Genomic DNA, 21,090 nt, shown 5'->3' on the forward strand with positions numbered 1-21,090 from the left:
GCGCGTAGATAAGAGAAGATTGATAATCTTTTAATTTTGGCGCAAGACAAGTTCTTCATATAAATTTTTACTTAAACTCAAAGTATTTGAGTTGATATAAGAGAATAAGTTCAATGTCTCAATTTAAGCTCGAAGATGTAGATGTCCTCATCGATTTAGCAAATCAAACATTAACTTTGCCTAAACATAATAAATTTTATGTCATTTCTACCGGAAAGAACGGAATCGGTGAGCAAGAGAATACTGGTAGGACTCCACGTGGATGGCATAGGGTTGCAAAAAAAATTGGTGCACAATCTCCTCAAAATGCGGTTTTTATTGCACGTAAGCCCACAGGGGAGGTCTATAGTAGTGAACTAGCAGCACAATTCCCTGAAAGAGATTGGATATTGTCACGTATTCTTTGGTTAGATGGCTTAGAAGAAGGCTTTAATAAAGGCGAAGGTCATGACACCATGCAGCGTTATATCTATATTCATGGCACTCCTGATAAAGAACCGATGGGCGTTCCCATGTCACATGGCTGTATTCGAATGCGTAATGAAGAAATCATTGAACTGTTTGATTTAGTCGCTGAAGATGCATTGGTTTATTTGTCTGAGCAATCTTTAACCTAAAATAAGATTTTAAAAATTTTTATTTAATTAGCTGAATGATCAAAATATTAAAATAAGTGCTTAAATAAAATACAAAAAATTGTTTTTTACTTAATAATGACTTATTTTTAATCATTCATTCGCATTTTTTTGAAAAGTTGTCGAAAAGCGTTTGACACCTGTTAAAGATTCTCTATAATGCACCTCACAAACGATGAAGACGTTAAGGGCGCTTAGCTCAGTTGGTAGAGCGTCTGCCTTACAAGCAGAATGTCGGCGGTTCGATCCCGTCAGCGCCCACCAAGCCTTTACGTTAAGCTCTCAAGTGCAGCGGTAGTTCAGTTGGTTAGAATACCGGCCTGTCACGCCGGGGGTCGCGGGTTCGAGCCCCGTCCGCTGCGCCATTCTCTTGATTCCCTTGTCTAGAGAATGTAGAGTATGAAGATACATTCGTTATCTTTTCTCATTAAGGGCGCTTAGCTCAGTTGGTAGAGCGTCTGCCTTACAAGCAGAATGTCGGCGGTTCGATCCCGTCAGCGCCCACCATAATTTCTATCAGAAATTTAAAATTCCCTAAATTTATACTCATCTATAAATATCTTATACTTACATGTAAATTTATTTACTATGTGACTCAGTGTAGATACAACTTTTCTATTCTAAAATTAAAGTCCTTATATCTTTAAGTTATTCTTTTTATTGATCGCTAGTTTTTTAATTTTTTAGCATTGGTGTTTCTTCATGCTTTTGATGGGATTCCTCAACCTCATTAAATTGTGTTACTAGTGGTTAAAGATAAGTATCTAGCCTGTAATTACTAGTTCTAGCTAATATCAACTTTGTATTTGTACCGATCACTAATATTTTCACAAAAAAAACTGCTATTTTTTTAAATAGCAGTTTTCCGATTAAATTATTTTTTAATATTCGTTTAAAATCCATCCACTTGCATATGCGAAATATTCACGTAACCATGCATTGTAGCGATTAGCTAATGGTGTTTCTGCCGCTACCCCATAAACTTGGGTATAGCCCTGTTTTTTTGCAATTGCTATTGCTCGAGGAATATGAAAATCACTTGTCACAATAGCGATTGGCTGCTCTAAGGTAATGTGATGCTGTTCTAATAAGGGTTTACTATTTTTTAAGTTAAGCTCTGTGCTGGTACTTTTATCTTCAAGAATCATTTGATCTCTTGCGATATGATACTTTTGTTCAAGATAACGAGACATAACCAATGCTTCGCTTTCTTTTTCTGAAAAATCAAGACCACCTGTTAGAACAATGTGTGCCTGCTGCTGTTTTAGGGCTAAAGGGGCGGCCGTATCTAAGCGCTTTGCAAGAATTGTGGAGGGCTGACCATTCTCAACACCGCTTCCTAAGACAATAATTGCTTTTACTGGAGGAATATTATTTGAAGTATCTTTATTTTCTTTAATAAAGCTAAAAAAATAGCCTAAGCCAATTAACCATATCCAGAAGCATAACCATCCAAAACGCCAAAGTGTGTGTAAGCGATAGTGATAGAAGAAAAAGCGTTCTAAATGATAATAAAATAAGGAATATAGGCAGAAGAAAGCACCTAAAATTAAAGGAATAACGGTGCCTACATTAATTTTATTGAGACAAATTAGAACTAATCCATCTAGAAATAAAATCGAACCAATGATTGCTAGGAAAATACGGATCCACTTATTGACTTGCATTGTGCTTAGAGTTGCAATTTAAATTGCAGACAGTGTATGCAAAATCATTCTGAATGCAATAAAAAACCGAGTAAAGCATTTAAGCTATTACTCGGTTTTTGTTTTTATTGATCTTTAATAAACATCACGGCGGTAACGACCTTGTTGTCTTAAATCATCTACCTGTTCTTCACCTAGAATTTCGATAAGTGCTTGATCGACTCCACTTGCCATACCATCAATACTACCGCATACATACAGAACAGCACCGCGTTCTACCCAGCTTACTAATTCTGCTGCGTTCTGACGGATTACATCTTGAACATACATGCGTTGTTCTTGATCTCTCGAAAATGCTAAATTGAGACGCTTTAACATTCCTGTGGTTTTCCATGCTTCAATGGTCGATTCATAGAAGAAATCACATGCTCTTTGACGTTCACCAAAGATTAACCAGTTTTCAGTGTAATCATGACGTGTACGGGTGTGTAATAGGCTCATTAAGCCAGCAATACCTGTTCCGTTACCAATACAAATAATAGGGCGGTTATCATCAATAAGATGGAATGATTCATTGGTACGAATACGCAAAGCAATTTCATTATTAACTTGTGTATGTTGAGTCAGCCAACCTGACCCTAAACCTAAATTACCAGACGCATCATATTGTTGACGAACAACCAAACGAAGGACTTGCTGAGAAGGAATGCTCGCAATCGAATACTCTCGTGTTGGTAAGGTAGGAAGCTGTTCTAATAAATGATCCAGATTGGCAAATGGTTCAATTTCACCAGTTAAATCTTTATTCCAAAGCGCTTTTTCGATTGAAATCTGTAGTGAATCAACTTTTGAATTTTTAAGAATATGATGCTTTTGCAAAAAAGCATGAATACGTTCAGGACTATTACCAGGCTGGATTTCAGCAATATCACCCGCTTGCCATATCGCCTCATGATTTGCTTTAAGTTCGATATTATAAGCAGGCTGACCTAAGCTATTTGGATTGAGTAAATCACGTTGCTGTAATGTCCAACTATCAAATACTTTTTCCAGATTTACAGCATGTAAATCTAATTTGGTTGCTTTAGTGAGAGATTGATTCCAATTTTGAATATCCGATGGGTTTGCATTATCAACTTCAATTGTATTGAAGAGAGCATGGGCACCATTTGCTTTAAGCCAAGCATCTACTGCATGGCCGAAACTACAATAAGTGTCTGGATATTCTTTAGAGCCCAGCGCTAGAATAGCATAGTTGATGTGCTTAAGATCCACATTCAATTTTAAAAGTTTTTTAGCAAAGCTTGTAGCAAGATCAGGAGCATCACCAGTACCATAAGTACTGATCACAAATAAAACCTGCTGATGTTGCTCTAAATCAGTTTGTGTTAGCTGCTGTACAGGTTTTACCTGAACGGGTTGATGAGCCTCTTGTAAACTTGTTGCCGTACTCCAAGCGAGTTGTTCAGCTACGCCGGTTTGAGTTGCATAAGTAATAAGCCAAGGCTTTGCATTTGGATCAATGTATTGTCCTGCTAAAGACTGACGAGCTGCCTGTGTTAATTTTTTCTGTTTACGGCGTTTAAGGTAAAGCATCCACCCAGTAACCAAGAACAAAGGCATTGCTAGAGAAGCAAGCATTGCAACGAATTGATAAATTGGTCCAAAGAAGCTACCGCGGTGTACGGGTAACATGCTGCTCATAATCTTTTGATTAAGCTTTTTGTCTTCGTAAAGCTCCATCTTTTCGATGTTGCCAGTTTGATAATTATAGATGGCTTGGTTACGTGCCCGTTCGTGTTGTGGGGTAGCATCGACAAAGCTTAACTCAATTTTTCCATCATCTTTTTTCGGTAAGCTTAATGTTAGAGTCGAATAATCACGTCCAACCTGACTATTGAAGCCACTCCATGTTTGATTAAGTGCTGTAATGAGTTGAGTATTATCTAATTGAGGCTCTGATTTTTTATCATTATTACGGTCAGATTGTTTACCTTGCTGTATTCCACGATTTTGATTTTGAGGAGTAGCGCCATGATCTTGTCGTTTAGGCTGTTCAACTCCCATCACTTTGAACATGCCACTACGCCACCAATCATAAGACCAATATAGTCCTGTACATGCGAAAAGAAGATAAAAAACAATGACCCATGTGCCGACAACAGCATGTAGATCCCAAATAAAATTCCGGCCTTTGAGTTTCGGTTTAACAGCAAGCCATTGACGAGCAGAGTGCTTTTTAGGCCAACGTAAATATAACCCACTGAGTACGAAGTAAATTAGCATGAGTGCGCAGGCACCAGTAATTTGTTTACCAACTTCACCTGCTGTTAAATTACGATGAATTTGTTGTATGAGTAACAACAACTTTCGGCCTTTAACATCTGGAAGAATCTCAGCGTTATAAGGATTCACCATCATATTATAGCCACGGCGTTCACCTTCTTTTTCAATATTTACAATAGAAGAAGAGGTTGGGTCCTTGGCGATCGTAATGCTATTAATTTTGATTTCAGGTTGTGTTGTATTGAAATGTTGATATAGCTGAGCAGGAGTTAATTTTGGAGTGTTTTCAGCTTGTACAACATAACTATCAGAATTCACCCATTTTAAAATTTGTTGGTCATAAGAATAAATTGCACCTGTAACACCCATAATGGATAAGATTAGGCCAGCAGTAATACCCAGAAACCAATGAATTTGAAATAAAATTTTTTTAAACATGGTCGAAAATGTAAATATGATGGAGATCTTGTAACGAAGTATAGCCGAAGATTGGGGAGATAATATGGATTTTGGAGATAATATTAATTTTCATTATCATTTATTTTTAGCTTAATAAAAAACCTCCCTGAGGAGGCTTTTTATAAAATCTAGAATTACAAGGTTTTTGGTTCGCCTACAGATTCTTTTAAGTGTGTGCGAATTGTGTTGAACGAGAAGTTTTTAGAATCCATGCGCTTAGGTAGGATATAAGCACCTTGTTGTTCTTGGCCTTTTGGATCTTTTACTTTGAAATTGACCAAAATAAAATCAGGTGTATTGTACCATTCGTAGATATTTTTCCATCCAATAGTACCTACGCCTTCTTGTAAGCCCATTTGTTGACGCATCACAATACCATGAGGCTGCACACCTAAACGAATACCTTTGATTTCCTGTACCGGAAATTCATTCATTTTGCGTTTAACGTACCACTCTAATCCGTATTTACGACCTAGGTAGTAAAGTACTACAGCAACAATAGCAACCCAGCAAAAAACAGTAGAGTAGTTCTTAATAAAAATAAGACCTAATATAGCTAGGGCTAAAACGACACCCATAATTGCCCAAATTTTTGTGCTGATTTTATTAGTGCTGCGCCAGATAAGAAGCTGTGCATTACGTTGTTCAGCTTCTGACACGTCATAGGGAACAGGCTGAAGCGTATAAGCGTATAAAGTTTTCGCGGTCATAGTGCAAATAACAAATTGTAAACTGTTTTAAGTTTAGCATTAATTGGCATAAGTCAGGAAAGGATATTATGCCAATTTCATACTAATTTCCGACTCAAATTTATAACGATGCAAGCTCGCTGGCATCATTATCAAGATCATGACTTAGGCGTTGTTTTAGCATACTAAAACGGTTCAATACACCAAGCATGAGTGATAGCTGCTGTAAAATGATGAGTGATTTTTGATCCTCTTCATTATTTTGACTCAAACGTTGACGTATCGTCTGAAGCATATTTTGTGCTGTAAGATCAGGCATCTCATCTCTTAATAGGGCACCTTGAATATCATCCAGCGCTTGGTCTAAGAGTTTAAGAACAGCTTGATCTTGAATGCTTTCCCGATGTGCTCCAAGTGCTGCGATATAACTTAAAAATGTATGGTTTAAACATAAAAATTCAAAGATATCCGACTTACGGGTAGGGTCAAAGTCTGGCTCTGTTGCTAAAGTTGAAATAAGTGAAGCAACCTCGGCATCTGTATTATGAGCAGCACGTCTTACAATACGGTAATTCAGCGCGTGATTGCGACCTTCATGATATTGTTTAACAACTTCAGCTAAATAATTGCATTGAGCTTGTAATGAACGTCTGATGTTGCGAGGTAAGCGTCGGAATTTCCAGTCAGGCCAAATAAATGTCACTCCAAACCAAGCTAGGGCACATCCAATTAAAGTATCTACAAATCGCGGAATAGCAGCAGCCATTGCCGAGCCATCTAAATTAAAGTTAATTAATGCCAAAATCGTAATAAAAGCGGTTGCTTGAGCATATTGCTTACTGCGTAACTCAAAAAACAATACCCCGCTTAGGATTAACATTAATAGTTGTCCTTCGACAGAAGGTACGAGAAATACAATGGTAAGACCAACAATAATTCCGACTAATGTTCCGACAATTCGTAAGCGTAAGCGACGTTTGGTTGCGTTGAAGTTAGGTTGGCTTACAAATAGGGCTGTAAGCATAATCCAATACCCGTACTCGATATTGGTCATTTGAATCAGCACATACCCAATAAAAAGAACAATTGAGACGCGAATTGCATGGCGGAAAAGTACAGATTCAGGAGTTAGATTTTGCTTTATTCGGATGACAATATCGTTCCATCCTTGTAAATCATCATCTTTAAGCTGGTTCTCTGCTTGTTTAACTTTATCAGACTGAATGTGTTGTTCCGTTTCTAAGTTGAGTAACTGAGAGTCGATAGATTTTAAATTTTGGTATAAAGCGAAGAGAGCATTTACCCATAACAGATCATAATGCTGATCACGTCTTAGTTTCTCTAAAGATAGTCTTAAGTTCTCAAAACTCTGCTTGAAGCGTTTGTTATGGTTATAAGGTTTGCGTTGTAAAATACATTCGTTTAACTCTTGGCAAGCTTTGCCTTGAACCGCCAAAATTCGTTGAAATCTAAATAAAATATCACTGTGCTGAAAAATTTTGGCTAACTTTTGATAGTCGATATGGGCTGAGTCAGCACGCTCATGAATGTCTTGAGCGACAAAATAATAATGTAAGCTTCGGCGTGTATCTTTTTGCCCACGGTCACCTTTTAAACGAGTCAATAAAGCTGTTTTTAAGTCATTAAAAATCGTAATTAACTTACCATTTTCTAATGACAGCTCAATCATACTTTGCTGATAGCTGGCAGGAGTCATATCTACATCAAATAAATTTGATTTTGCAAATAGAAAATCACCTAGAGATGCATAAGACGCTGCGAGTTTATCTTGAAGTTGGCGAACCGGAAATAGTAAAAAGCTAATCGTTGCAATGAGGCCATACCAAGCAGCACCTGCAACTAAAAGAGCAGGTTGAATATACCAGTGATCGAAAAGGTGAACACCCAACATGGTATAGACCGAAACAACCAAACAGCCATAAGAAATGGTGGCGTAACGACGTCCTAACGAACCTAGTAAAATCCAGCCAATACATGAAGCAATCAACCCTAAAGCAAAAGCCATTGGGTAGGGGAAAAGTAGTTGTACAGAAGCTGCGGTAACGAAGAACCCAATATAAGTATAGATTAGGTTCATGATTCGCACGGAAAAGCGATCATCAATATCACTCAAACCTGCTGCGACTACACCTAAAGTGAGTGGAATAGTTGCTAATTGATAGCCTAAAAAATAAGGCACGAAAGCAGTTCCTGAAAAGGCTATCAGCATTCGCACGTTATACATAAATGTTGTGTTATAAGTCGCTCTTTTTAGGCGTTTAAACCAAGATTTCAAATGAAGTCCTTGCTGATCAACCTGAGTGATAAAGGATTTGTGTATTTCTACACCAATGTTGCACAAATCATACGATAGACAGTGTAAGCTTGTCTGTATGCAAATGAGTGAAAAATGAAATATCGTTATGTCTGAACAAACAGCCCAGCGTCAATACTCTATTGGCTGGATTATGTTGCTCGCTTTACTTACGGCTTTAGGGCCGTTATCCATTGATATGTACTTACCTGCGTTACCACAAATGGCCCATGATTTTGGGGTAAGTACGCAAATGGTGGCAAATACACTACCAGCATATTTTTTTGGTTTAGCCATTGGGCAGTTGGTTTATGGTCCTTTAAGCGATCGTATCGGTAGAAAGAAACCACTTTACTTTGGCCTCGCGCTTTATGCAGTCGCAAGCTTATTTTGTGTAATGGCTACTAATGAATGGAGCCTGATTGCGGCCCGTATTTTACAAGCTTTAGGTGGTTGTGTTGGCGTAGTCATGGCTCGTGCGGCAATACGCGATAAATTGGACGTTCAAGGCTCTGCACAAGCTTTCTCAAGTATGATGATTGTCATGGGGCTTGCACCAATTTTGGCTCCTATGATCGGAGCATGGATTTTAATTTGGTTTCCGTGGCAGGCTATTTTTATTGCGCTTTCAATTGTGGGTGCGCTGTGTTGGCTGTGCGTACATTTCTTTTTTAAAGAAACTTTGGCAAATGATAAAAGGCTTAAGCTATCACTCTATCAAGTGGTGACTTTATATGGAGCTATTTTCAAAGATGCAAGTTTCCGCTTACCTATGTTTGCAGGCTGTTTAACGGGGGCAGCACTATTTTGCTATATCAGCTCAGCACCTGCCGTGTTTATGGACCAGTACGGACTTAATCAGCAAGAGTTTGCTTACGTGTTTGGACTAAATGCTTTTGGCATTATGTTGATGTCTTCTTTAAACAAGCATTTAACAACACGTGTTGAAATTACCAAACGCTTAAAATCGGGTTCCCTTGTGCAAGTGACTGGAGCCATCATTGTATTTATTGCGGGTTTAATCCCTGCAGCGCCTTTATGGCTGATTATGGTAGGGTTATTTTTAGCTATTTCGGGTATTGGTTTAACAGGCCCAAATGCTATGGCGTTAGCAATGTCCAAACAAGGTGCTCGCGCTGGGACAGCAAGTGCAATTATGGGAAGTATGCAATTCGCTTGTGGCCTTTTAGGTGGCGTTCTTCTTAACTTCCTGATTTGGTCTGCGTCGCTCAATATGGGCGTGATGATGGTGTTATTTACACTAAGTGGTTTTATTGTCGTCTTGAAAGCGACACAACAGGTCAAAACCAAGCCATTCTCATAACTTGACGAGAATGGCCACTTATAGCTTATTCGTCTAGAAAAACTGTGAAATTTTCAACAGGTTCTCTAGGTGTAATAAAGGTATTTACAATGTGGTTAGGATCAGCATGACCTAATGCAATTGCACATACCAGTTCTTCGTCATCTGATGCACCTACTATATCTAAAACAATAGGGTGAAAATGATTCCAAGCTGCTTGTGGGCATGTATCTAAACCACGTGCCTTGGCAGCGACCATCACGTTTTGGATCATCATTGCGATATCCATTTTAGAACCGATTCCCATCGTTTTATTTACGGTAAAGAAAAGGCCGACTGGTGCATCAAACAATTTAAAATTACGTAGCTGCTGTTCAGCCATTTTTTCTTTTTCGCCCTTTTTGATTTCGAGTAAACCATAGAGTCCCCAACCATTCTCGCGGCGGCGGTCAATAAAAGGGGATATCCATTTTTCAGGGTAATAGGCAAAAGTTTCTTTATATTGTTCTGCTAGTTCAGGATTTTTTGAAACTTCAATTTGTGCAGCACAGACACGTTCAACCATTTCATCACGCTTTTTGCCTGTGACCACATAGACTTTCCATGGTTGAGTGTTTGTTCCAGAAGGTGCTCGACTTGCGACTCGTAATATATCTTTAATGACTTCTGGCTCAATTGGAGTATTTAAAAAAGCGCGGACAGAATGTCGAGAAGTGATAGCTTCATCAACGAGACGAACTTGTTCCAGATTCATGCGTACTCCTATATCTTTTCTTAAATACTTCATACTTTTTTGAAGTTTAATTTCATGTTTTGAAAGTACTTCATTTATAAGCAAAAAATATTAGAAAAGGGATATCCTTAAAGATATGATGATGTGTTTAGTTTGGATATAATGTCTAATTAACTCTAATGTGAATATGCCACTTTAGATCTAAATAGACAAAAAAGTATGATGTTTTTGACTATAAAAATAAATTTATAGCATCAGTTGGATTAAAAATCACTCAATTGAAAAAAAGGTATAATATGTTTAAAAACAGTACAAAACAGATGATTTTGGATAAAAAATAATCGGAAATAACATAAATTTTTAATGAAAAACATACACAAAATTTTAAATTTCTGCATAATACCGACTTTTTTACGCAGGTATGATTTCTCCATACTCATGTTAGGAAAGAAATGGCTGCATACAAAATCCCTTTACAAAAAGGATTTGGATGTAGAAATGGAGAAATACACGAGGAATAAGGAGCTTTACATGAGTTTACCGCTCATCAACAAGCAGTTCATGAAACAAGGATTGGCGATTACCATTGCAACCATGAAAATGAACGTAACTCACGCAACTACTGAGCCACAAGAAATACAACAGCTTGGTACAGATCTAAATGCACTCTTCTCCAATCAGAGGGAAAAGGGCGCAGATAGCCGCGTTATGGCGATGGCTCGTTACAGTCTTTGAAATTCATATCCATTTTAGACATTCGCTCTCAAGTATATGTAAATATGCTTATTGGCTTAAATCCAGATTTTTATAACTCGATTAATTGATGGGAATCATTAAACGAGCTGATTTAGCGGTGGTCATTTGTTAGTTTCCAAGTTTGTAGCCGAGTCGATGCATTCTGTTCACCCAAATGGGAATATGTTCAGTGGTGCGATGAATTCATTTTATCTGAAGGGTGCTTTCTCTCATGCGACCTTCAAAGGCTTAGTGCTGGGCATTATGTTGCTTAAACTTGTGACGTTAATTGCTATTCAAGTGACATTAAAAGTTTTTCCTTAAATGTACTGAAGAAGTCCCTATTTTGAGGGGCTTTTTTGTTTATTGCAGTATTTTGGCTTGTGCTATTAGCACATTAGCAAGAACGTAAGCGGACCGAGTATGAATGAACAACTCAATGCCACACTGATGTCGTGGGTACAATTTTTTAATGATCCTTTATGGGATTTTCTGGTTATTTTCTTGCTGGCTGTCGGTATTTTTTATACGGTCTTAACAGGGGCAGTGCAGATCCGCATGTTCTTGCAAAGTATCCGTGTCATGAAAAGCAGTCGTACAGAAGGCGAAGATGAGCATGGACTTACACCTTTCCAAGCTTTTGTAACGGGTCTTGCGAGCCGTGTTGGGGTGGGTAACATTGCAGGTGTGGCAATTGCGATTGCAATTGGTGGCCCTGGCGCTGTGTTCTGGATGTGGGTAACTGCTGTACTTGGTATGAGCTCTGCTTTTATTGAGTCAACACTTGCTCAGCTTTTTAAAGTTAGAGATAGCAAGTCTAAACAATTCCGCGGTGGACCAGCTTACTATATTACCCAAGGTTTACGTAGTAAAACCTTTGGTGTGGTTTTCGCACTAGCACTCATCTTTACCTACGGCTTCGTATTCAACTCAGTCCAAATTAATGCGATTGCTAATGCTTCTTCACATGCTTGGGGTTGGGACAAAGCTAATCTTATTGCTCATTTAGGTGGTGTTGATCTAGAAATTTCATGGGTTGGCCTTGCACTTGTCGTGATGGTTGCATTGGCAATTTTTGGTGGTATTAAACGTATCGCTAAATTTGCAGAGATGTTTGTACCTTTAAAAGCGGGTCTTTATCTAGCCGTTGCTCTCTATATTGCAATTAGTAACTATGCAATTTTGCCTGATATTTTAAAGCTGATTGTGACTGAAGCTTTCCACTTCAATGCTGCGGCAGGTGGTTTCTTCGGTGCGGCAGTGTCAATGGCAATGATGCAAGGTATTAAACGTGGTTTGTTCTCAAACGAAGCAGGTATGGGTTCTGCGCCAAACGCGGCTGCTGCATCTGATGTAAAACATCCTGTAAACCAAGGCTTAGTACAAATGCTTGGTGTATTCGTAGATACGTTCATTGTATGTACAAGTACCGCAATCATCATCTTAGTTTCTGGCGTATACCAAGACGCAGGCTTTGTTGGTGTTGAATTAACACAACGTGCCTTAGAAACTCAAGTTGGGCATTGGGGATCTGATTTCCTAGCTGTTCTATTATTCTTATTCTGTTATTCAGCTGTATTAGGTAACTATGCTTATGCAGAAGGTAATGTACAGTTTATTAATAACAACCCGAAAGTCATGTTCATCTTCCGAATTTTCGTATTGGTGATGGTGTACTTCGGTGCAATCGGTAGTGTTCCACTCGTTTGGTCAATGGCTGACTTGTTTATGGGTATCATGGCAACCATTAACTTGATTGCAATTTTACTATTAACGCCAATGGCACGTACTTTGTTAAAAGATTACCGCGAGCAATTGAAACGAGGCATTAAAGAGCCTGAGTTTAAAATTGACAAGTATCCAGAATTGAAGAAAAAAGTTGATTCAGATATCTGGTAAGTTTCAAAAGGCCTCTTATACATAAGGGGCCTTTTTTATATAGGAGACAAATAAAATACTTGAGTCTAAATTTTAAACATGACAAATTAAATAAATTCACTACAGCTTTTCACGAAAGTAGCAACTAAAATTGCAATCCGAACTTAAACCTCATAGTGCGAAGATGGGCCATGAAACAGCTTAAATTGTGGGTTCTCGGACTCTCTATGGTGTTGGCGGGATGCCAGACCACCACACACTTGTCTGCTGCTCTAAAACCGCAAACGACAGAAGCGTATGCTCGTTCTGTCGATCAACCTTTTGCAAGAATTAAAAAAATGCAAAAACGTCCTGTTGTTGCGCTTGTATTGGGTAGCGGTGGAGCACGAGGTTATGCTCATATTGGGGTGATTGAAGTTTTAGAACAACATGGTATTCGCCCGGATTTTATTGTAGGTACGAGTGCGGGTAGTATTGTTGGGGCAATTTATGCGAGTGGTAAAACACCTGCTGAACTGCGTGATACTGCTTTAAAAATGAAAGCTGGTGACGTCCGTGACATTAGTATCGGTCTAAAAGGTTTTTTTGATGGTAAAAAAGTAGAGAATTACGTTAACCAGCAAGTAAATAACATGCCACTCGAAAAAATGAAGATCCCAATGTATGTGGTGGCAACTGAACTAAAGCATGGTACAAAGACCGTATTTAACTACGGCAATACTGGTCAAGCCGTAAGAGCCTCTGCTTCGATTCCGAGTATGTTTGTGCCGACTAAAATTGGTAAATCTGAATATGTTGATGGTGGGTTGGTGAGTCCTGTGCCAGTTGAAGTAGCTCGTGATTTAGGGGCTGATGTCATTATTGCAGTTGATATTTTAGCTCAGCCTATTTATACAGAAACTTCGAATGTTTGGGGACTGTTTAATCAGAATATTAATATTATGCAAGGGCGTTTGGCAGCAGAAGAATTGCAATATGCAGATGTTGTTATTCAGCCAGATTTAAGAGAAAAAGCACATATTTTTGATGTCAAAGGCCGTGAAGCTACTATGAAATCTGGTATGGATGCAGCTAATGCCAAGCTTTCTGATATTCAGTTTGCTATTGATGAAAAAATAGCTGAACAAAATATGTCTACGGAAGGCTTGAGTGCTCAAAGCCAATAAATAAACGTTAATATTCTGAAAATTAAATAAAAAGCCCACAAAGGGCTTTTTTTATGGAAGTTTAAATCTTCAATTTTTGGAATAAAATTTTTTGTATATTAGAGACATGTTGGATATGCTGAAAACTCTAATGGTTAATATGAAATATTGTTGCCGTTTTTTAAAAATAATTGATTTGTAGTGTATTGAGGCTGACTGGATAAATGATACAGCAACAGGTTAAAAATGGCTTTCCAACATTAGACGATGTTCATGCTGCCGCAGAGCGTTTGGAAGGTTTAGTTGTAAAAACTCCCTTTGTTTTCTCAGAAACCATTTCTAAAACCTTAGGGGCTGAGATGTGGTTGAAATTTGAAAACTTACAATTTACAGCTTCATTTAAAGAGCGGGGCGCTCTGAATAAACTGTTGTGTTTATCTGAGCAAGAAAAGCAACATGGTGTTATTGCAGCTTCGGCAGGCAACCACGCCCAAGGTGTAGCTTACCACGCTCAGCGTACAGGTGTGACCGCGACCATTGTGATGCCGAAATCGACACCAAACGTTAAGGTACAACGAGTACGTGAGTACGGTGCACGCGTTATTTTGCATGGGCAGGACTTTTCAGAAGCTGCTGCTGAAATGCACCGTGTTGCACAAGAAGAATCTTTAACGATTATCCACCCATTTGATGATGCTGAAATTATTGCAGGTCAGGGAACCATTGCACTTGAAATGCTTGCAGCTGTGCCTGATCTGGATATTTTGGTTGTGCCAATTGGTGGTGGTGGTTTAATTTCTGGTATTGCAATTGCTGCTAAAGCGATCAATCCAAAAATCAAAATTATTGGGGTGCAATCAGTTGTATACCCAAGTATGGCAAAACTACTTTGTAATTATCAACATGCGGTTTCAATGGGCTCTACTGTTGCTGAGGGTATTGCGGTAAAAACTCCAGGTGAGCTTACGACCCAAGTTGCTAAAGAATATGTTGATGACATTGTTGTTGTCACTGAAGACATGATTGAAGAGGCTATTGCACTATTACTCAATATTGAAAAAACAGTATGTGAGGGGGCTGGCGCGACTGGAATTGCTGCAATTATGTCTCGACCAGATCTATTTTTAGGTCATAAAGTTGGTGTGGTGTTATCTGGTGGCAATATTGATACACGTGTTATGGTCTCTGTATTACAACGCCATTTAACCCGTACAGGCCGTATGGTTCGTATTCGTGTTGAATTACCGGACAATCCAGGTGCTTTAGCTCGTTTGACGGCCATTATTGCTGAGCAGGGTGGTAATATTTATGAGCTGCGTCATGAACGCTTTGCGGCAACAAGCCGTGCCAAAGAAAGCGCTGTGAGCGTTGATGTCGAATTAAAAAGTGCCTCGGACCTAGATTTGCTTATTCAAGCAATGCAATTAGAAGGCTATATTGTTCGTAAAGAAGAGATTTAATCTCTGATATCACTGTGTTATAAAAGCTGTATATGGCTCTATCGAGAGTCATATACAAGGTAATTTAAATGGATTAAATTGCCAAAAAAGGGATTAATTTACAAAAAAACGATCAAATCCTTCAATGGAATAGGAAAAATTGACAATTCTCTAAACTTTAGCCTTCACAATTTTAAGGTTTAGGTTTTAGTATTCCTTTCATTGTAAATTTGAAGAAATATAGGGATATCCACGCTCAATGTTCAAATCATTTTTTCCATCACCAAGGTATTTCTTTATATCTGCGGTCATTTGGATCGCGCTCAATATGGTGCTTTGGTATTCAGGTGGAAACACGTGGGGAACTTTTATAGGGTTTCCTCAAGGCTATCATGATGCTCAACTACCAGTGGGTGTGAGCCGTTTTTGGTCTCCAACTTTCTTATGGTTTTATGTCTGGTTTTTAGTCTCTACTGCGCTTTTTGCTGGTTTCTGGAGGACTATATCGAATAATCCTTGGCAAAGTTGGTCTGTGTGGGGCTCGGCGTTTATTTTATTTAATATCTGGTTTAGCGTTCAGGTTAGTGTAGCTGTTAATGCATGGTATGGGCCTTTTTATAATCTCATTCAAAGTATGTTAGATCACGGTGGTGGTGATATTAATAAACTTTATATGGGAACAGTTACATTTCTTTTAATTGCGATGGTCGGTGTGACTTTAGCTGTTATTAATGCTTTTTTTGCTAGTCATTATGTATTCCGCTGGCGTACAGCAATGAATGAATATTACACAGAGCATTGGGAAAAGCTTCGTCATATCGAGGGGGCTTCACAGCGTGTTCAAGAAGATACCATGCGTTTCGCCTCTGTTTTAGAAGACCTCGGAGTAAATTTTGTTAAGGCTATAATGGTTTTAATTGCCTTTTTACCTATTCTTTTTGAACTTTCTAAACAAGTTAGAGTACTGCCTATTGTAGGTGAAATTGATCATTCATTGGTCTGGGCTGCAATTGTATGGGCTGTTTTTGGTACTGTTCTATTAATGGTGGTTGGTATTAAATTACCTGGTTTACAGTTTAATAATCAAAAAGTAGAAGCTGCCTATCGTAAAGAACTTGTCTATGGTGAGGATCATGAGGAGCGTGCACAGCCAAAAACATTAAGAGAATTGTTCTCAAGTGTTAGGCTGAATTATTTCCGTTTATATCTGCATTACTCTTATTTTAATTTAGTTAGTATTTGGTATATCCAATTAGATATTTTATATAGTCTAGTTGTTTTATTCCCTTCTATTGCCGCAGGTAAAATGACATTGGGTTTAATTACGCAAATAGGTAATGTTTTTGATAAAGTCCGTGAATCATTCCAATATTTAATTAGTTCATGGAAAACGATTATTGAACTGCTTTCAATTTATAAGCGTTTAAGAATATTTGAGAAAATTTTAGATTAAAAAGTAATCATATCTCTGAAAGATGCCTTGGTTCAAGCCATGGCATCTTTAGAATATTAAGTATTTAGTAGAATAAAAGATTTGGTAAGTTTCTTCGTTTATAATTTTGATTTATATAAAAATATATTTTTGAAAATATTATATTTTCGCGGTATAAAACTTGCTTCTATATTGGTTTTAATTTTGCCATTCGCTTAATTAATAAAAAATAATCACTTTAAGCTATTGTTTTAGATCATTAAATATTTAAATATGAGGTTAAGTCTTTGAAATCTATTTTACTTAAAAGTGCTCTTACGATTGCACTTATGACTTCTGCTAATTTGGTACGTGCGGAATTAGTAACAAATTCTCAAATCAAAAAAATATCAGGTATAGATCAACAATATATTGATTCCTCTATTAATGAAAAGAACGATTTTTATTCACATGTAAATGGTATTTGGTTAAAAAATACTGAAATCCCAGCTGATAAAGCAAGTTGGGGAGCTTTTAATCAGCTCCGTGAGTTATCAATCAGCCAAGTACATGGAATTGTAGAAGAGCTCTCTGGTCAAAAGTGGGTGGATGGTAGTTTAGAGCAAAAAGTAGCTACTCTATATGCTAGCTTTATGGATGAAAAAAGTATTGAGAAGCAAGGTATTAGTCCTCTAAAAAATAAGATAAATCAAATTGATAAATTGAAAAATAAGAATCAAATTGCAATTTTAATGGCACATTTTGCTCGTATTGATGTCAATAGCCCAATCCGTCTAAGCATTGAACAGGATATGAAACAATCTACTGAAATGGTGGCTGGTTTGGAGCAAAGTGGTTTGGGTCTACCTGACCGTGATTATTATTTGAAAGATGATAAAAAATTTATTGAAACTCGTGCACAGTATTTAAAGTATATTGAAAAAACTTTAACACTTGCTGGAGACTCGCAAGCAGCACAACATGCTCAGGAAATTTTAAAACTTGAAACTCAGTTGGCAAAAATACAATGGAGTAATGTACAAAATCGTAATCTTGCAAAACGCTACAATAAATACAAAATCAAAGATTTATATAAACTAACACCTGTATTTGATTGGCAAGGTTATCTAACAGCAACTGAATTAAAAGGAAAAATTGATACTATTCAGGTAAATCAGCCAGACTACTTTCAGGGCTTAAATACAATTATCCAAGATACACCCTTAGATATATGGAAAGCTTATTTTAAATTGCATTTGATAAATAATTTTTCTCCATTACTAAATAGCGCTTTTGTAAATAATAAATTTGATTTTTATAACAAGACACTTCGAGATATTACTGAACAAGAAGCGCGTTGGAAGCGTGGTGTACAGCTTGTTGATAAGGTTCTGGGAGATGGTATTGGCAAACTTTATGTTGAAAAATACTTTCCTGCTGAGAAAAAACAACAGATAGAATTATTGGTGCAAAATCTGATTCGTGCTTATGACCAAAGCATTACAGAATTGGACTGGATGAGTCCTGCGACGAAAATACAAGCTCGTAAAAAGCTTTCTCACATGTCAATAAAGATCGGGTATCCAAAAAAGTGGCGTGATTATTCTGGTCTGCACATCGCTAAAAATGATTTAGTTGGAAATATAATTCGCGCAAGTGAGTTTAGATACCAATATGAACTTAATAAATTGGGTAAGCCGGTTGATCGTGATGAATGGTATATGAAACCACAAACGGTGAATGCTTATTACAATCCATCATTGAATGAAATTGTATTTCCAGCAGCGATATTACAACCACCTTTTTTTAATATAAACGCAGATGATGCAGTGAACTATGGTGGTATAGGTGCTGTGATTGGCCATGAAATTAGTCATGGCTTTGATGATCAGGGGAGTCAGTTTGATGAATTGGGCAATATGAGAAACTGGTGGAATGCTGAAGATCACCAGCGTTTTAAAGCTAAAACACAAGCATTGATTGAACAATATAACCGTTACGAACCGATTGCTGGTTATCATGTTAATGGTGAATTAACATTAGGTGAAAACATTGCAGATAACTCTGGGTTAGCAATTGCCTATAAGGCTTACCAAATTGCACTAGGCGGTAAGCCAGCTCCTGTAATTGATGGACAGACTGGGGAGCAACGTTTTTATATGGGATGGGCTCAAGTTTGGCGTGCGAAAACCCGCGAAGCTCAAGCGGTTATCTATTTAAAAACAGATCCTCACTCTCCTGATAAAGTACGTGGCAATGGAGCTTTAATGAATCAAAAACCATTTTATGAGGCTTTTAAAATAAACGAAGATGATCAGATGTATTTACCACCAGAGAAGCGGGTAACTATTTGGTGATTAAGAAAACCCGCGAAAGCGGGTTTTTTATAAGTATTGGATTAATGGGTTGTATTATAAAAATTAAGGATAGGTCCTACTAAAGACTGTTGAGATTTATCTAAGGTGACTTGAATTTCTTTATAGTTAAAAGTGTCTTCATCATCATATTTGGCAATGCCATGGGTTTTATTGTTCACTTGTGGAATTTGATAACTAAAAAAAGCCACTTTTTTAGATGGGTGAACAATATGGATGAGTTTTTTAGGGTCTTTATAGCCACCGAATTCATTTTCAAGACTTTCTTTTAATAACTCTGGGAAATAGAGCGTTGCATTTGGTAGTCCGCAGCCAACACAAAATGAAGAATCATAGAGTTCTATTGCTTGTTTTTGATCTGTACTCATTATTAGAGCAAAACCAGTCCCATTAGCGCCTGCATTTGCTTGCACATCTTGCCAATTTCTTGGAACGAGCACCAAACCTGTTTCAGGTAATGCAAGAAGCTTGAGTTGTTTTGCATGTTGAGCATCGAGTTTAAAATTAAAATGGCAGCTTTTAGGTGTACAGGTTTCAAAGTCTTTAAGTAAACCATTCTCTGTTGGGCTTTGTGCTGTAACACCATAAAACGGGACTGTAACGCCGTTTAAAAACTTTGCCTCTCCTAGAGCGTAGAATTGATTATCTGCTTTGCGGGTTGCAGCAGAGCTATAAAACTTTGGAAAATGGGGAGTAAAGCTTTTTACTTCTGCATAAACAGTTGAAGTTAGACTGGTAAATGCAGTAAATAATAAAAAATTCAGTTTTTTCATTTTTAGAAAGTAATCAATTTAAATTTTATATAAATCTAGCATATTCTTTTAAACTAGACGGTAATTCAAAATTTTAAACTGTTTTTAGCTTAATAAGAAAAACAGACCTATCGAGACATGAAATAATGAAAAATATGCTTTCAATCTGCTGTTTAGCGGTAATGAGTTCTTATAGCTTTGCTCAAGACCTCAAAGGTATTTCATTTTCACACCAAGAGTGGGAAATCTCGTGTAGCAATACAGGTACATGTAAAGCCGCAGGCTATCAAAGTGAAGAAAATGGTGATAATCCAGCATCACTTTTATTGGTGCGTAAAGCAGGGCCAAAACAACCTGTGCAAGCTGAATTTGCTTTATCAGACTATGAGCAAAGTTTGCCAGCCAACCAGCTTAAAAATATTCATTTTTATATAAATGGCAAAGATTTAGGCGCTGTGACTGTAGATGGTACTGAGTTACCACTTATGGGTAAACTGAACAGCTCGCAAGTCATTGCTGTACTACAGCAATCCAAACAGAAGACTGAAATTGTATTTAAAAATGCACAGCATGAATGGAAAATTTCCGATGCTGGAATGACCGCTGTGTTATTAAAAATGGATGATTTTCAGAAGCGTATCGGGACTGTTGGTGCTTTGGTTAAAAAGGGCAGTGCCAATGAAACTAAAGTACTTATGCCTGAGCCAAAACTACTTGTTAAACGCATTAAAACTACAGTCAAACCTTATTTAACGCTACAACTGAAAAGCAAGCAGTATCAAGCAATACACCGTAGCTTGATGGTAGCTAATCCGAATCCTAAAGAAGACTTTTGTGAAGGAATTTATGGTGGTAATAGTGATGGAGCTGAACCACAAAAAATTGAGATATATAAACTAACCAATAAGAAAGTTTTGGCGACTACGTTGTGCTGGAGAGGGGCTTATAACGAAGGATATGGCGCTTGGGTGCTAGATGAGTCATTAAATGGTAAGGCCGTGTTTGTGACTGAATCTGCTTCAGATTTTGATAGCGGTATGATCAGCAGTGCTCAAAAGGGAAGAGGCATTGGAGACTGCTGGGCAAGTGAAGAATGGGTGTGGGATGGCAAGAGTTTTGTACATACTAAGGATATGTGGACGGGTATGTGTAAAGGCTTGGCAGCAGGTGGAGTGTGGGAACTGGATCGAATAGAGTCTGTGGTGAAATAAGTATTTTGCGGTTACAGAGTCATAACAGGTAACTTTGGTGACTCTGTGATAAAAAGAACAGATTGTTTATTGGAGCCAG

At 37.7% G+C, this 21,090-nt stretch carries 16 protein-coding genes and 3 tRNA genes; 13 read left to right on the forward strand and 6 right to left on the reverse strand.

What is annotated here, in order from left to right:
- The first annotated feature begins 113 nt into the window (after positions 1 to 113).
- The 4 genes from elsL (at position 114) to J536_RS11105 (ending at position 1,142) form a co-directional block, all read left to right on the forward strand.
- Positions 114 to 617, forward strand: coding sequence for a cell wall-recycling L,D-carboxypeptidase ElsL (elsL, locus tag J536_RS11090; protein WP_032062551.1), 504 nt, complete (start codon positions 114 to 116; stop codon positions 615 to 617).
- Between the two features lie 206 nt (positions 618 to 823).
- A tRNA-Val gene (locus tag J536_RS11095) sits at positions 824 to 899 on the forward strand.
- Between the two features lie 24 nt (positions 900 to 923).
- A tRNA-Asp gene (locus tag J536_RS11100) sits at positions 924 to 1,000 on the forward strand.
- Positions 1,001 to 1,066: 66 nt separating this feature from the next.
- Positions 1,067 to 1,142, forward strand: a tRNA-Val gene (locus tag J536_RS11105).
- 374 nt (positions 1,143 to 1,516) lie between these two features.
- On the opposite strand, the gene J536_RS11110 is transcribed toward J536_RS11105, so the two are convergent.
- The 4 genes from J536_RS11110 to yccS form a co-directional block, all read right to left on the reverse strand.
- Positions 1,517 to 2,302 (reverse strand): YdcF family protein, encoded by a 786-nt coding sequence (locus J536_RS11110; RefSeq protein WP_032062919.1) that lies wholly within the window; start codon positions 2,300 to 2,302, stop codon positions 1,517 to 1,519.
- Between the two features lie 114 nt (positions 2,303 to 2,416).
- Positions 2,417 to 5,005 carry a PepSY domain-containing protein gene (locus tag J536_RS11115; RefSeq protein WP_032062920.1) on the reverse strand — a complete coding sequence of 863 codons (2,589 nt, stop codon included), beginning with the start codon at positions 5,003 to 5,005 and terminating at the stop codon, positions 2,417 to 2,419.
- A gap of 155 nt (positions 5,006 to 5,160) precedes the next feature.
- Positions 5,161 to 5,736, reverse strand: a complete 576-nt coding sequence (locus J536_RS11120; RefSeq protein ID WP_002116136.1) for an SdpI family protein — start codon at positions 5,734 to 5,736, stop codon at positions 5,161 to 5,163.
- Between the two features lie 100 nt (positions 5,737 to 5,836).
- On the reverse strand, positions 5,837 to 8,011 hold the full coding sequence (gene yccS, locus J536_RS11125) for a YccS family putative transporter (RefSeq protein ID WP_017400237.1): 2,175 nt from the start codon (positions 8,009 to 8,011) through the stop codon (positions 5,837 to 5,839).
- Between the two features lie 127 nt (positions 8,012 to 8,138).
- Between yccS and J536_RS11130 the strand changes: the two genes are divergently transcribed.
- Complete coding sequence (locus J536_RS11130; protein WP_032062922.1) at positions 8,139 to 9,353, forward strand: multidrug effflux MFS transporter; 1,215 nt, start codon at positions 8,139 to 8,141, stop codon at positions 9,351 to 9,353.
- Between the two features lie 25 nt (positions 9,354 to 9,378).
- Here J536_RS11130 and J536_RS11135 read toward each other — a convergent pair whose 3' ends face one another.
- Positions 9,379 to 10,086 carry a nitroreductase gene (locus tag J536_RS11135; RefSeq protein WP_002116417.1) on the reverse strand — a complete coding sequence of 236 codons (708 nt, stop codon included), beginning with the start codon at positions 10,084 to 10,086 and terminating at the stop codon, positions 9,379 to 9,381.
- Positions 10,087 to 10,596: 510 nt separating this feature from the next.
- On the opposite strand from J536_RS11135, the gene J536_RS11140 reads away from it, so the two are divergent.
- The 7 genes from J536_RS11140 to J536_RS11165 all read left to right on the forward strand — a co-directional run bounded on the left by J536_RS11140 (position 10,597) and on the right by J536_RS11165 (position 19,030).
- Positions 10,597 to 10,800 carry a hypothetical protein gene (locus tag J536_RS11140; protein ID WP_005064392.1) on the forward strand — a complete coding sequence of 68 codons (204 nt, stop codon included), beginning with the start codon at positions 10,597 to 10,599 and terminating at the stop codon, positions 10,798 to 10,800.
- 183 nt (positions 10,801 to 10,983) lie between these two features.
- The gene (locus J536_RS25090; protein ID WP_014207545.1) at positions 10,984 to 11,124 is read left to right on the forward strand and encodes a hypothetical protein; all 141 of its coding nucleotides are present in this window, start codon (positions 10,984 to 10,986) and stop codon (positions 11,122 to 11,124) included.
- Positions 11,125 to 11,223: 99 nt separating this feature from the next.
- Complete coding sequence (locus tag J536_RS11145; RefSeq protein ID WP_032062924.1) at positions 11,224 to 12,699, forward strand: alanine/glycine:cation symporter family protein; 1,476 nt, start codon at positions 11,224 to 11,226, stop codon at positions 12,697 to 12,699.
- Positions 12,700 to 12,869: 170 nt separating this feature from the next.
- Positions 12,870 to 13,844 (forward strand): patatin-like phospholipase family protein, encoded by a 975-nt coding sequence (locus J536_RS11150; protein WP_032062925.1) that lies wholly within the window; start codon positions 12,870 to 12,872, stop codon positions 13,842 to 13,844.
- A 203-nt stretch (positions 13,845 to 14,047) separates the two neighbouring features.
- Entirely contained in the window at positions 14,048 to 15,283 is a 1,236-nt protein-coding gene (locus J536_RS11155) for a threonine ammonia-lyase (RefSeq protein ID WP_032062926.1), read from the forward strand.
- Positions 15,284 to 15,521: 238 nt separating this feature from the next.
- Positions 15,522 to 16,715 carry a peptide antibiotic transporter SbmA gene (gene sbmA, locus J536_RS11160; protein ID WP_032062927.1) on the forward strand — a complete coding sequence of 398 codons (1,194 nt, stop codon included), beginning with the start codon at positions 15,522 to 15,524 and terminating at the stop codon, positions 16,713 to 16,715.
- A gap of 266 nt (positions 16,716 to 16,981) precedes the next feature.
- On the forward strand, positions 16,982 to 19,030 hold the full coding sequence (locus tag J536_RS11165; protein WP_032062928.1) for a M13 family metallopeptidase: 2,049 nt from the start codon (positions 16,982 to 16,984) through the stop codon (positions 19,028 to 19,030).
- Positions 19,031 to 19,071: 41 nt separating this feature from the next.
- Here J536_RS11165 and J536_RS11170 read toward each other — a convergent pair whose 3' ends face one another.
- Positions 19,072 to 19,821, reverse strand: a complete 750-nt coding sequence (locus J536_RS11170; protein ID WP_032062930.1) for a DUF4850 domain-containing protein — start codon at positions 19,819 to 19,821, stop codon at positions 19,072 to 19,074.
- A gap of 125 nt (positions 19,822 to 19,946) precedes the next feature.
- Between J536_RS11170 and J536_RS11175 the strand changes: the two genes are divergently transcribed.
- A complete protein-coding gene (locus J536_RS11175; protein WP_032062932.1) occupies positions 19,947 to 21,011 on the forward strand; it encodes a DUF1176 domain-containing protein in 1,065 nt (354 codons plus the stop codon).
- Positions 21,012 to 21,090: the final 79 nt, after the last annotated feature.

This window comes from Acinetobacter sp. 809848, from assembly GCF_000581275.1.
In the GTDB taxonomy this organism is placed as follows: Bacteria; Pseudomonadota; Gammaproteobacteria; order Pseudomonadales; family Moraxellaceae; genus Acinetobacter; species Acinetobacter pittii.